This is a genomic window from Laspinema olomoucense D3b (assembly GCF_025370785.1).
In the GTDB taxonomy this organism is placed as follows: Bacteria; Cyanobacteriota; Cyanobacteriia; order Cyanobacteriales; family Laspinemataceae; genus Laspinema; species Laspinema olomoucense.
Genome location: NZ_JAMXFA010000025.1, coordinates 49,906 through 64,533, shown reverse-complemented (window position 1 = coordinate 64,533; position 14,628 = coordinate 49,906). Strand labels below are relative to the sequence as shown.

Annotated in this window: 6 protein-coding genes; all 6 read right to left on the bottom strand. The window is 49.4% G+C overall.

Features of this window, described 5'->3' with window-relative positions; all coding sequences use genetic code 11:
* Positions 1-34: 34 nt before the first annotated feature.
* Entirely contained in the window at positions 35-1,420 is a 1,386-nt protein-coding gene (locus tag NG792_RS18250) for a pentapeptide repeat-containing protein (protein ID WP_261236322.1), read from the bottom strand.
* Between the two features lie 245 nt (positions 1,421-1,665).
* A complete protein-coding gene (locus NG792_RS18245; protein WP_261236321.1) occupies positions 1,666-2,982 on the bottom strand; it encodes a serine/threonine-protein kinase in 1,317 nt (438 codons plus the stop codon).
* A 186-nt stretch (positions 2,983-3,168) separates the two neighbouring features.
* Positions 3,169-8,229 carry a hypothetical protein gene (locus NG792_RS18240; RefSeq protein ID WP_261236320.1) on the bottom strand — a complete coding sequence of 1,687 codons (5,061 nt, stop codon included), beginning with the start codon at positions 8,227-8,229 and terminating at the stop codon, positions 3,169-3,171.
* 1,673 nt (positions 8,230-9,902) lie between these two features.
* Entirely contained in the window at positions 9,903-12,761 is a 2,859-nt protein-coding gene (gcvP, locus tag NG792_RS18235; RefSeq protein WP_261236340.1) for an aminomethyl-transferring glycine dehydrogenase, read from the bottom strand.
* A gap of 234 nt (positions 12,762-12,995) precedes the next feature.
* Positions 12,996-13,385, bottom strand: coding sequence for a glycine cleavage system protein GcvH (gene gcvH, locus NG792_RS18230; RefSeq protein ID WP_261199563.1), 390 nt, complete (start codon positions 13,383-13,385; stop codon positions 12,996-12,998).
* Between the two features lie 390 nt (positions 13,386-13,775).
* Positions 13,776-14,561 (bottom strand): hypothetical protein, encoded by a 786-nt coding sequence (locus tag NG792_RS18225; protein ID WP_261236319.1) that lies wholly within the window; start codon positions 14,559-14,561, stop codon positions 13,776-13,778.
* Between the last annotated feature and the right edge of the window lie 67 nt (positions 14,562-14,628).

Here is a 14,628-nt window from a genome sequence, read left to right as displayed (position 1 = left end):
CCTGGGCTGATTCTAAAAATTAACGGGTGTCGCTTTATCGGCCTAAGAGATTAGGAATGCCTTCGCACCCCCCCGGGACAGTTTGTCGGGTTTGGGAACCGCCCCAGGCACAGATATAATAGCGTTGACTTTCAGACATCCGCTCAACTTTAGAGAAATTGGCTTTCTCGATGACCGCGCCGGTATGTTCCCCAGTTTGATAATTGGGCCGTTTGGTCCGACTGCGCGGAGAAGCGGTTTCTACAGGTCCGTAGAAGAACCGAGTCCCGTTGATGTCCGCACTAGAAAGGTCGGCTTCATACAACAGAGACCGGGAGAGATTGGCTTTGACCAAATCGCACTTTTGGAGATTGGCGCGAACGAGATTAGCTTCGGTCAATTCAGTCCAACGTAGATCCGTGGAGGAGAGGTCAGCACCCGCTAACATCACGCCGAGGGCGATGACGCGGACTCCATCAACCCGGTCTTCTGCGTAGCCTCCATCTCCGTCGAGGATGGGACGACCGAGATGGCGATCGCGCATGAGGGGGGTCAAGAGTTTAGACTGGGAGAGAAATCGGATAATTTTGGCTTTCCCTTCACTATCAACGCTGGCGAGAATCGCGGCAGTCCTGCCGTCGGCGATCGCCCGTTCTTGAGGCCAGTCTTCTAGCAATCCTTCTTCATTTAAGGCTAAGTCAGATACCCCTTGAAAGTAGGTATCAATGGTTTGTTGTTGGGTAATCCGGTTTTGCTGAATGGTCAGTTCTTTGGAAATGACATACTGTCGCCATGCCACATAGACAGCGATAATGGCAATCAAGATTTGACCCAACGCACCGACGATTTCCCCAACCGCCCCGATCGCCTCCCAGTTAATCTGGATATTCCGGCTTCCCGGTTCCTTATTGGATCCACTGAGCATCAGTAGGCCGATGATCCCCGTGAGCACTCCCACAAAAGCAATCACAACAGCACGCCAAGGATCAGGGACCAACTGGATCCAAATCCGACTCCAGTTCGGCCAGATGATACGCAGGGAAATAGCAAAGGTGGCAATGGCACCGGCGAACCCGAGGAAGATATTATCGATCGCCAGACCGAAGACCATCAGGGCGATCGCGACTAAAACTAGAACTCCCCCAGGGCTACTAGGGAGGGGGTCGTCCTCCAGGGAGGGTAAGGTGATCCCCGAGGTCTGTTGTCTTCCCAGGTTCTGTTGGTATTCATCCAACTCTGATAATAGGTCCGATGAGCTTACCCCTTCTCTGGTGACCCGGTTATAACTGGACATATGCTGGAGTTCAGGGGTGGCATTCCCCATCGAGTCCAGGGGTTGTTCGGGAGTAATGGGGTTGTTTCCTCTCTGTGAAGGGTTACCGGAAGAGGAGTTGTCTCTAGGGTTGGGATTGGACGAGTTAGGGTTTGGCTCGGGGTTCATGGTTTTTGAGAAAGCAGAGGAAGCTACTGCTGTGCAAGATTGGAATAGCCCAGAAGGGCTGTGTAGAAAATTGTACCTAACCTGGGCATGATCTGGGTTGACCTTTGGGAGTAGGGGGGAGTGGAGAGGACTCAGGGTTGAATACCCAATCTGGGACGCGGCGATCGCCTGGGGGAAATTACGGGGATCAATTGGGTAGGAATTAGGGGAGATCTCAAGGATGCACCCTGGGGTGAAATTTTCCTTTAGAGGCTACATTTTTTTAGGCGGGTGGCTAAAAATGACCATAACCGACCGCGCCGTCCCCAACTGGGAAGATGTCCGATGGGTGCGGTAATATCAAAGGTCAGGTCCGCATAAGAAACCCATTCAGTATCGCTTCGCCATCCGAGGCGATCGCTCAATTGTTCGTAGTCTTCTGCGCTTTCGCTCCAAATCTGTCTTTGGATGCTCAAGCCGAAATGTCCATTGCTATATTCGGTCCAGAGGCGATCGAGAGTGCGGAGGTCTCGGCAGGGAAAATGTTTGACATCTTCGATGTTGAGGCGGCCTTCTGCCTCTCGACCCGCCACTCGCAGCATCAGTGCCTCGGTTTCGCGATCAGCTTCCTGCCATTGACCGGCAGCGAGGAGGCTCTCTAGGGTCGTATAGTCCATGCCGACTGCTGAGACGGAACTGGCGATTTCCGGGCTGGCGGGTGTCATCTCACCGGGTTGGGGGGAGAAAGGCGATGCGCCGTCTGAGAGTAATTCTAACCAACTCTTGATGGACTGGGGGCGATTTTCCGGGACTAATGCCAACCCCTTAAGAATAGCTGAATTAACGCGATCGCTCACCAACTGATTGAGAGTTTTTGGGGGGAGCAAGGGGTCGGTTTGGTTTTTGACCCAACTGCGATCGCGAGCACTGGCCGATGGGGGGACTTTAGCTGTTAATAGGGAATATAAAGTAGCCGCTAATCCATATACATCCGTATAAGCGCCGCGCAATGCTCGGAGATCGTACTGTTCCAGAGGGGCAAATCCCCGCGACCCTTGTTTGGGATGAATGTCTACCCCATCCTGGGAAAACTCCCGGGCTAATCCAAAATCAATCAATACCGCATCTGATCGCTCTTGGCGTAAGACAATGTTCATCGGCTTGACATCTCGATGTAAGAAGCCTTGTTCGTGAACCAGGCGCAGAGCATCCCCAATTTGATATGTATAAAATAATGCTTCCCGTTCAGATAATCGGCCTTTTTGCCTCACTAACTGGGCCAGAGGCGTACCATTAATGTATTCAAGCACCATGCAGCAGAGGGAGTCCGTATCAATCACCTCTTCAAGTCGCACAATACTGGGATGAATGCAGCGCGACAAACAGTCTGCTTCCTTGAGAAATTCTTCCTTATATTGAGCGAGTTCCTGAGTAAAGCGAGCTTTTCGCCCCAAGGTTTTAATGGCAAAAGGGCGATTGCGATCGTCCCGAGCGAGATAGGTAATCCCAAAGCCGCCTTGGCCGAGTTGGGATTCGATGGTGTACTTACCGTTGAGTAATTGTTCTCCGGGTTGCCAAGCCATAAGTCGTTGCTCTTTATTAGTATCCGATATTGTACTTGTACCGCCATAAAAATAGCCACCCACCTAGCAATGTTGAGCAAGTGGGTGGCCTATAGTGGTCAACCGGGGCTGGAGTTACTTAGATTAGCCCCCGTTGTCCGTTGGAGGGTGGCGGCGACTTCGCCTCCGCCCTCTTTGTGAGTCATGTTACACCACGGGGGGTTCTGCGGGTTGTTGGTATCCGGAACCCAAGACGTAGTTCAACGTTTGGACGTTGGTCACTTCCGTGATGGCGCTGGCGCTGTAGAACTGAATCAGAGCTTCAGCATTTTGAGTTTTCAGTGCATTCACATCCAGACCAGCAGAGGGATTGAACCCAGCTTCTGCTCCATCAGTCATCATAAACTCTAGGGTTTCTGAGTAGGTGACTTGTTCCAGGGCAGAAGCATTAGCCCAAGTGAGCAGGGCTTGCGCTGAGGCCGAGCCTTCCGCCCGATAGGACGCGAAGTCAACCAACTCCGAGGGATTTTGACCCTTTTCTAACCCGGCACCCGTTATATAATCCAAGAGTTCGTCGTTAGACGTTTCGCCGTTGGCATCGACGTCGATTAGTGCTTTGTCTTCTTCCAGCACCGTGGCATAGTTGGTTTTATACCACTCTAAGTCAACCAGAGCGGAGGTCTCTAACCCTTGAGCGATACCTTCAGTGGTCATGAAGTCGTAAACTTGCTCACCACTGATATTGAAGACATTTTCCAGGCTGTAGTTCGCTAGGATTGTATCCGATAAGTTCTCGGTGAAGTAATCCATCGCAACAAATTGGGTAACATCAATTCCCAGTTCAGACGCTTGGTTGAACATGAAGGAGACGATATCCGACTTGCTGAAGACACCAGAGGTAGAGGAGGCACCAGCGATTTCCAGGAGTTGAGTGCCATATTCCGCCACAAATCCTTCAACATCAACCGGCGTTGGGGAGAAGTCTGCTCCCGAAGCAATCTGGCCATAAGCAAATTCTAGGACTTGAGCATCGGTGATTTGGTCAACCGCGACTCCAAACTGGCCGGTGATTTGCGCTGCATACTGAGTACGGACGAACTCGAAGTCAATCTCACTAGAGAGACCGCCCTCATAGAGGAAGTCCAGAACCAGTTCTTCCTTGAGGTCAACCACGGAACTCACTTCAATATTGTAGTGCTGCGCCAGGTCAACGCTGAACTGTTCTTTGAGGTACTCAACATCCACATACTCGGTGAGGCTGATTCCTTGTTTCAAGCCTTCAGTGAGGGCAAACTTCATGATTTGCTTATCAGTGAGGGTGTTTACATCGAATTCACCACCCTCGTCGATCGCCCCACTGAGTTTCAGAGAACCACTCTTGAGCTTGATTGAACCGCTCTTGAACTTAGCGGAACCACTCATCGATTTCAAGGAGCCAAATGAGCCGCTCTTACCGAGTTTGAAGGAACCGCTCTTGACTTGAACAGGGCTGCTTTCATCGCTGTAGAAGGCTGCTAATGCCTCACTGTTGTCGGCCAGATAGGCGGCGATATCGATCGCACTCAGTTTGATTTCTTCCACCGCTAAGGCAGCCTTGAATTCTTCACTGTAGGCAATCTCAAGGATTTGTTCCACGCTCAAGGAAGCACCTTCGCTGAGTGTGATTTCTAATCCCGTCAACAGTTGGGTTTGTTGCTCGACAGTCAGTTGCTCAAACTGGTAGGCGAGGAAGTTCACATCCAGTGCAGAGAATTCGGTGGTGACCCAGTTCAGGACGGCGGCACTGTCGAGGCTGGCAACTTCCTCTACGGTGATGTTGAGGGATTCGGCGATCGCAAGGCCATAAGCCTCTTGAATATAAGCCGTGTCCACCAATCCGTCTAAGCTCAGACCGAGTTCCACGCCTTCTTTGAGCATGAACTGCTCGATTTGCTTGCTGTCAATCTGGCTGAGGGCTTCAACTTCGATCCCCAAGGCTTCGGCGATCGCCTCACCATTGGCTTCTACATATCCGGCTACATCAAAGGCGGACAGCTTGACCGTTTCTAAGCTTTCCTGTGCATACAGGTACTCGACCATTTGCAGCTTGGTCAGTTGGCTCACATCAGTGATGGTGCTGCCTGTTGCCGTCACCGCTGCCAGGATTTCTGCACCCAAGGTCTCGCGGATGTACTCTAAGTCAGCAACCTCAGTGGCCCCGCCAAACTGGAAGTCGATGACCAGTTCGCTGTTGAGGGTTTCCACCTGCGCCAGTTCAATGCCGTAGTATTCCGCCAGGAGGGCAGCATTTTGGTCACGATAGAGTTCGATATCTTCTGGTGCAACGAACTGCGACAGGTCGATGCCCATTTTCCAGGCTCCCTCAGTCATGTAGGTGACAATCTGGGAGGAAGAAACCTCTTCGATAGAAGCGACACCGTAGAAGGTCAGCAGTTGGCTGGAAATCGTGGTATCAGCCTTAATCGCTTCTAGGTTAAAGGCAGACAGACTGGTGTATCCAGCTTCCCAGCCTTCGCTGAAAATGTAGAACTGGAGTTCTTTACCCGTGAGGTCTTTAACAGCGGTGCCGTCAGCGGTGACTTGTTCACCGTATTTCAGCTTAAAGTAGTCGGTATCAACGAAGGGAGCAGCATCACCGAACACAAAGCTGACTATTTGTTCTGGGGTGATTTCACTAATCGAAGCAACTTCAAAGGTAGCAATGAGGGCCGCCTCAAAGGTGCTTTGATAGTAGGAGACCTCAATATATTCGCTAACATTGAGTCCTTGGGCGATCGCCTCGGTGACCATGAAGCTGTAAATTTCATACTGGCTGAGGGTTTCAACCGACTCTACCTCGTAGAACGCCTTCAGTTCCGCCTCATACTGTACGCTGAAGCCTTCAATATCAAATGGAGAAGTCTGTAAACCGGCGTCCTTCCCTTCACCCAAGGCATAAGCTTTCACCTGATCGTCGCTGAGGTCTTCCCCAGTGGCGGCAGGGTCACCCAACAATTCTTTGGCGTGGGCATCCAGTTCTACGGTGTAGCTGGTGCGGTAGAATTTCAGATCCAGAACGAAGTTACCGCTACTGAAGACATGATCCAAAACTTCAGGAGTTTCAAGTTCCGAGATACTCTCGACGCTGTAAAACTCACGAATGTTTTCGAGGTAGAGGTTCTTGATGTAGTCAACACTGAAGAAAGGAGACGGATTTAAACCGGCTGCGATACCTTCTTTCACAATGAACTCAAACAGTTCTTGGTTGGTGAAGGTCGAGATATCTACTCCGAGTTTAGCCGACAGTTCCGTCAGTTGGGTGCTGTTAACCGATTTGAAGTAAGACAAATCGATTAACGGAGTCGGGCTCAATCCCACTTCCAGGGATTTTTCCAGCAACTCTTGTAAGCTGAGGCTGGCGATTTGTTCCTGGGTCATCCCTTGCTCTAGGAGTTTGGTCTCAACTTGAGTTTTGACCACAGACTCGAAGTAGCTCAAGTTGACGAAGGCGGAAGGAGCCAATCCTTCGGCAGCAGCGTATTCTTGAATTTGCGCGGCCTGTTCTGCCGTCAAATTGCTGAAATCAAAGCTGGCAAACTGTGCTTGGAGTAGCTCTAGGTTGTTCTGGACAACGTATTGGAGGTTGAATAACGCAGTCGGTGCAGGAGGCGGACTGGTGGGGTCTTCTGGAGTTTCGCCCGGTTCTTCTGGAGTTTGGCCGCCGCCATCATTGGTGGGAATACCCGGACCGGCACTGGGGATATCAAAGACGATTTGGGGTTGATCGGATCCGTCTTGGGCGTCATCTCCCTCATCGTCATCCAGGTCTTCGCTACCACCGTCGAGGCCACCGCTGCCGCTGAGGTTGTTGCCGCTGCCCTCACTCAGGTCATCGCCACCGGCACTACCTAAGAGTTCCTGACCTTCCGCGCTACCGAAGAAGGTGAACAGTTGCTCGATGGTGATTTGCGAGAAGCTGCTGACCTGGAAAATGCTGGTCAACTGAGACCCAAAGAGAGATTCCAGACTGCTGAAGCTGAAGGATTCAGAGGTTGGCAATCCTTGGGGAATCGCTACATTGAAGGCATAAGAGATGAGGTCAAATCCGCTGAGGGCGGAGAGTTCACTCACGTTGAAAAAGCTCTTAATCTTCTCGCTGTTGGCTTCGGCCACCACTTTGAGGTCCATCAAGGGGTGGATCTTGCGCATCTCTTTCAGGCCAAATTCAAACAGATGTTCGATCGCCGTAGTTTGACCGGCGGCTACCGCTTGTGCAACATCACCATTTTGCTGGAGATAATATTCAGCATTGAAGAATGAGCTAAACTTGCGGTTTTCTTTCCAGCCAAATTGCATGAAGTGACCCCAAGACGTGGTTTTACCCTCGGCAACGGCTTGCTTAACGTCTGGATGGAAGGCTTCGTATTCTTCCGCTTTGAACAAGGCATGGGCGACCCGTTTCTCAAACTGGCCCTTGCTCACAAAGTGACTGAAGGCAGTGAACTGGCCCTGTTCGACGGCTTCTTCAACGTCTGCGTTATTTGCGAGGTAGCCTTTGAAGTCGATAAAGGCGTTGCAATTGCGGAGTTCTGTCATCCCAAATTGGGCGAAGTGCTCAATCGCCGTGGTTTCTCCGCGCATGACGGCTGCTTTAACGTCGCTATGCATGGCCAGATAGAAGTCTTCCTGAAATATGCCGGAATCTTCTATTTCTTTGATGACTTCAGCTTGTGCCATTTCTTCTGGCGTCATGGCAGTGATTTGCACCATCTCTTCGGTGACGGTGCCATCTTCTGGGGTGGCTTCACCTTCGGTCCCTTCTGCGGGAATGGCCGTGGTGGCGATCGGGTCACCGTCGGTCAGGGTGCCATCTTCTGTGGTGGCATCTTCTGTAGTGCCATCGTCTACAACAGAACTCATGGCAGCCAAGTCAGCATCGGAGACCGTGCCATCTTCGGGGGCCTCTCCCGCCAGAAAAGTCATGGTCATCAGGTCCGGCTGGGTGGCGGTGCCATCTTCTGTGGTAACAGTGTCATCTTGCACAACAGCAGTCGTCGTGGCGGTGCCATCATCTGCGGTTGTTCCGTCGCCTGTCGCCGCTGCTGTGGTTTCTTCCGTTACAGGTTCTTTAGGAGTCGCATCCGTGGTGGTCATAGTTGGTTCCGTTGTTGCTGCTTCCTCGGGGGTTTCAGTAACGGTTACCACGACGGTCCCATCCTGGGGTGCTGTGGCTGCTGGGTCAGTGGTGGTGCCGTTTACTTGGTCGCGTATTTCTTGTTCGGTCAACATAAATGAGCTCCAGTGTTTGAGAGTCAATAAAAGGTCATGGAACTGCGTCGGGGAAACGGAAAGCCGGGTTTCCCGTTCCCGGGACTGATTTCGCTATAGATGCTCCCTATAAGAGGTAGGGATTCCCTGATTTAGAATGTTTATTTCTTCGCTTAGATTGTCGGAGGACATCTTGAGCATCATCCTTAATTTGAACTTGGGAATTTTCTAATTTAATAATGATGTCCACTGCTAAACACCCCGAGTTGTATCATGAGTTATCTGCTTATAAAGCTGTACATCAAGGAAAGACCAGATTTTGATTTCCCTTGTTCCCTTCATTGACATTTGCCAAATCCAGGATGTTCCCGTTAAGTGGTTAGACTTGATTATTCCGGGAATGTTTCCGAAGGTTTAAATTTATTTTCTAGGCAAGCGCTATCGGATTAAATTTAAAGCACGGAACCTTTCTGTACTTGTAGAACCTACGTTTCACCTTACCCAACATCATGATCAGTTGGCTTCGGTATTTTTGCGGATTTTTAATTTTTTTTTATAAGTTTAATCGGGCCATCAAGGTTAAGCAAGTCCCTGAAACGTCAGCACATTAGGGGAAGAATAAAGCCCGAAATTTCTGACTCCTTTTTGCCTGAAAGCCTCTCTCCCAGAGTATTCTAGGGGATGCTTGGGGAAACTGATGATTGCAATTAAAGATTAATAATCCCTAAAAATTTAGACCCTTTGCATCTTAGGGAATCAGTCTCTACCGATTTTGCTGCTTTCAGGTAGGGCGGAGTTGGGAAATTCGGCAAAAGGTCTAGTAAAATTAATCTATTAGTCTGAAGATTCCCTGTCATTAAGGAATTTAGCAATTTGAGCAATAAGGGGCGATTTATAAATACTTTTTCAAGACAATTAAAGAATAAAAAAATAAAAAAAATCGGGAACTAAAATTTAAAAATAGATATCACAGGGTTATTTCTTTAAAAAAGAGACCTCTAAAGTTTCGGAAGGGGAGGAAATTTCTAGGGTCTCTCATCTCTAATTTGTGTCAATATTCTAATAATTTTATCCTTTAACTACTGAGTAAGTGAAGTTCACTTAAGTCTCTATAATAAAGTGACAATTTTGTGAAACGCGATTCTTTCCGGAGTAGGGCACAAATCAATAATTTTTAGAATCAGGGATTCGGTTTTAACGAGAAGTAAGTACATTTAATAAGAGGGACAAGTTGAGGGAGGTTTCCGATGTGATTATTAGGCACTCCGACATGGAGACGTCTCCCTTGGGGGATGGGTTCCCTATTTTCCCGGTATCCGGAAAAAATAAAGATGTTCCCGCTTGAGTTCGTAAGGAGAAAGGGTTTCATCCATTCCCGACTACCCTAAAATCGCCCAATCTAACCGTTGAGACAAATAATCGCCTTCTGTAGTATGGGTTGTAGGTGACTTGGGTTCAGAGGCGAGTGACCCCTATTTGCGGAGTGTTAACCCGAGGCGATCGCAACTTTCTCTCTCTCCACACCCCTCCTCAGAATCTCTCAAATTAACCCGGTTTTAAATCTCCATCAGAGAAAATTCCCGGTAAAAATGCCCGGGTTTTCCAGATAGTTTAAATCGTCATCAGAGAAAATTCCAGGGAGAAAATGGGCGCGATCGCACCCATCCTCTCCCTAGCTTTTCAGTTCCCTGAAATTACTCTTGGGAATAGTCCTCCATCGGTAAACAAGAACAGACTAAATTGCGATCGCCATAAGCATTATCAATCCGTCCCACCGAGGGCCAAAACTTGTGTTCTCGCGTCCAAGGGGCCGGAAATACTGCCTGTTCCCGACTATAAGGACGATTCCACTCCGAGGCGATCGCCACCGTTGCCGGATGTGGCGCATTCTTCAACGGATTATTTTCCCCATCCATCGTCCCCGCCTCGATCGCCCGAATCTCCTCCCGAATCGCAATCATTGCCTCACAGAAGCGGTCCAATTCTTCCTTAGACTCACTTTCCGTCGGTTCCACCATAATTGTCCCCGCTACGGGCCAAGAAACCGTAGGCGCATGGAACCCATAATCCATCAACCGCTTAGCAATATCCTCCACTTCAATTCCCGCCGATTTTTTCAGCGATCGCAAATCCAAAATACACTCATGGGCCACCAACCCCGTTTTACCCTTATACAACACCGGATAAAATGGATCTAACCGCTTGGCAATATAATTCGCATTCAAAATCGCCACCTGAGTTGCTGCGGTCAATCCTGCCGAACCCATCATGGCCATATACATCCAGGAAATGGGCAGAATACTCGCACTTCCCCAAGGGGCCGCCGAAACCGCCCCGATCGCCTCGTCACTGCCCAGATTCACCACGGAATGTCCGGGCAGAAACGGTACTAAATGGGGCATTACCCCAATCGGACCCATTCCCGGACCGCCACCCCCATGCGGAATACAGAAGGTTTTATGTAAATTCAAGTGACAGACATCCGCCCCAAAATCCCCGGGACGACATAACCCCACTTGGGCATTCATATTTGCCCCATCCATATACACTTGACCACCGCAATCATGGATAACCTGGCACAGGTCCTTAATCCCCACCTCAAATACCCCATGAGTGGAAGGATACGTTACCATTAACGCCGCCAAGTGCTGAGAATGCTTCTGCGCCTTCGCCTTCAGGTCCTCAACATTAATATTTCCATTTTCATCACAGGCAACGGGAACCACTTTCATCCCGCACATCACCGCACTTGCTGGATTCGTCCCGTGGGCGGAAGTCGGAATCAAACAGATATTGCGATGAGATTCCCCGCGATGTTCGTGATACTGACGAATCACCAACAATCCCGCATATTCCCCTTGGGAACCGGCATTCGGTTGCAGAGAAATCCCAGCAAATCCGGTAATTTCTGCTAACCCTGCCTCCAACTGCTGGAATAACATCTGATATCCTTGGGTTTGGGCAGTTGGTGCAAACGGGTGAATTTTTCCAAATTCCGGCCAAGTGATGGGAATCATTTCTGCCGTTGCATTCAGCTTCATGGTACAAGAACCCAAGGGAATCATCGAAGTAGTGAGAGATAAATCCTTGGATTCCAAGCGATGCAGATAGCGCAACAGTTCCGTTTCTGAGTGATAGCGATTAAACACCGGGTGAGTGAGATAGCTACTCGTTCGCGCAAAGGTGGAGTCAAAGCGACTATTGACTTCCCCGGCGAGTTGTTCCACCGTAAACGGCAACGGTTCCCCACTGGCGAAAATCTGCCAGAGATTCTCTAATTCTTCCAGGGTGGTTGTTTCATCTAAACTAATGGACAGGGTGGTTTCATCCAGAACCCGGAGATTAATCTGATGATTCGCTGCTGCTGCAAGAAGTTGGGACTGGGATTTGGTCCCCAACTCCACCCGCAAGGTATCGAAAAAGGGTTCCGAACCCATGCTGTATCCCAGACGGTTTAATCCGGCGGCCAAAATTACCGTGAGGTGATGGACGGTTTCGGCAATCCGTTTAATGCCCTTGGGACCGTGATACACGGCATACATGGAGGAAATCACCGCTAATAAGACTTGGGCGGTGCAAATATTGCTGGTTGCTTTTTCCCGACGGATATGCTGTTCGCGAGTTTGCAGGGCCAAACGTAAGGCGCGATCGCCATTCACATCCTTAGACACTCCCACAATTCGTCCCGGAACCTGCCGTTTATACTCGTCGCGAGTGGCAAAATAGGCGGCGTGGGGTCCCCCATAGCCCAAGGGGACTCCAAACCGTTGGGTACTTCCTACAGCAATATCGGCCCCAAATTCGCCGGGAGGGGTGAGTAATGCTAGACTCAAAATATCTGCTGCCACAGTGGCGACTGCGCCCGCAGTATGAGCTTTTTCTATAAATTCCCGATAGTCATAAATCGCGCCATCGGTTGCCGGATATTGTAACAACACCCCAAACACCGGGCGATCGAAATTAAATTGTCTAGGATTGCCGACAATTACCTCAATCCCTAGGGGTCTAGCGCGAGTTTGGACCACTTCAATGGTTTGGGGATGACAATCCTCACTGACAAAATAGGCAGTTGCCTTGGTTTTACAAAACCCATAACTCAGGGTCATCGCTTCCGCTGCTGCTGTTGCCTCATCCAGCAAAGAGGCATTGGCAATTTCCAACCCCGTCAAATCCACAATCATGGTTTGGAAATTCAACAGGGCCTCCAATCGTCCTTGGGCGATTTCTGCCTGGTAAGGGGTGTATGCCGTGTACCACCCAGGATTTTCCAGGATATTCCGCTGAATTACTGGCGGGGTGATGCAGTCATGGTATCCCATGCCAATAAAGGACCGGAATAGTTGATTCTGGGAGGCGATTTGCTTGAGATAGGTTAATGCGGCAGTTTCGCTGAGGGGTTGGGGGAGGTTCAGGGGGATATTGCGGCGAATCCGACTGGGAATCGTAGACTCAATCAGGGAATCCAGACTGGAAAACCCGACTTCCTGCAACATTTGCTCAATTTCATCCGAGGAGGGTCCATTGTGTCGGTGGACAAAAGCATCGGGGGTCATGACGGGTTGAGATTCGGGATTAGGCGGAGACTGTCTGACTAAATCTGTGTCGTTCACGGTTGTCTCTAAATTTAGCATGAGTTGGGGAATTGGGGAGAGGGGTTAACAGGGAGGGCGCACCGGGGTGCGCCTCTACAACATCACCGGAAGCATTATTACTCTGAAACTTTCTTATATCGGTTCCGGAGGGGGGCTGATATTAGCAATTCAGACGGGAGTGGTGCAAACCCAAAGCTATTCTCCTTCAACTTGGGCGCGATATTCATTCGCTGACATCGCCTCCTCAAGTTCATCCGGGTCATTAATCCGCACCTTCAGCAACCAACCTTCACCGTAGGGGTCGTCTCCAATCAGTTCTGGGGCTTCAATCACTTCATTGTTCCGTTCTACAATGGTTCCGGATATAGGGGCATAGAGGTCTTCTACTGCCTTAACTGATTCAATCGTACCAAAAGTAGAGCCTTTTTCCAGGGCTTCACTAATATCAGGCAGTTCCACAAACACGATGTCCCCCAGTTGATCCAGGGCAAAGGCACTGATCCCTATGGTAGCAATTTCTCCATCCAAGCGGACGTACTCATGACTATCAAGGTATTTGAGATCTTCGGGATATTCCAGGTTCACGATTATTTCCTCACACTAACTGCAGGGGATTTCCCTCATCATAGAAAGGACGCCTCTACAAGGCAATCATAATTGTCGAATTCTGCAAATCTCTCCCTTTTCCGGGGGAAGTGGGCTGCAATTTTCTCTGGGTAGGGTAAATTGCTAGTAGCATAAAAACCCGTTTTTGTCAACTTGACGCTTTGAGGAATATTACAGGGTATTAACTTCGCTAATTGAATGTGAGAAAATGAACGCTTGAGCTCCGGACTGAAAATTTGGAGTTGACTCGCCTGAAGTGAGGTAGATTTTAATACACTACAGCCCTGGATTGTTCCGATTCGTTGACCGACCTGAAGTGACCAAAAAGAGAAGAGTGTTTAGTCTGCCCCAATTAACGACAGCAAGTCGTTAGTAGGAACAGGGGATAATTTTCAGGAGGTCTAGTTGGCTTCCTAATGGGGTTTTCTTTAATTCTGCTGTTTCTTTTTCATTTAAAAGGGAATATCTGAGGGTTAGACTTTCTAAATGGGGGAGGGCGTTGGAATTAAAGAGATGGAAATAATGGGATGTTGGGGTTTTGTGTTGTTCGTAATCTTGGATATAGGTTTCGGAATAGTCGGTAAAATCTAGGGTTTTTAGTTGACTAAAGCAAGTGGATTGGGCTAAATTTAGAATAAAATCTTGGGTATGGTAGCCGGTTTGGAGGGTGAGATGTTTTAAGGGGTGAGGGGGGCGGTCAAAAAAGGCAAGACTGGGTGTCCAGGGAAGGGAGAGTTGTTCTAAATTGGGCATTTTATCCAGGAGTCGGGGGACGATGCCATCTTCGGCAAAGTGGCCGAGAGTGGTGGGATGGTGATGTTCCAGTCGGGTGCGTTGGATGTCTAAAAGTCTCAGGTTTTGATAGGTTCCTTCTCCTCGGGTTAAAGGTTCTAAATTCCACGATCGCGTTCCGTTGATGCCTTCATCTGGGGCCGACAGGCGCAGGGCGGATAGAAAGGGGGCAAAGTCGTAAAAGGCGAGGAGTTCTAGAATTTCTTCATAAAATTCATCATCGACATCCACATAATAATCCAGTTCAAGCGATCCATTCTGGATTGACCCAATCAGTAAAGAGTTATTGATTTCGGACAATTCGCATTGATAACCGGCCAAATGTCTGCATAATCGGTTGAGGGCGAAATTTGGTGCATCCATATTCAATTTAAGGGGTAGGGTGACATAGCGGATGAACAGAGCAACGGTGCGATCGCGATCTAGCGTT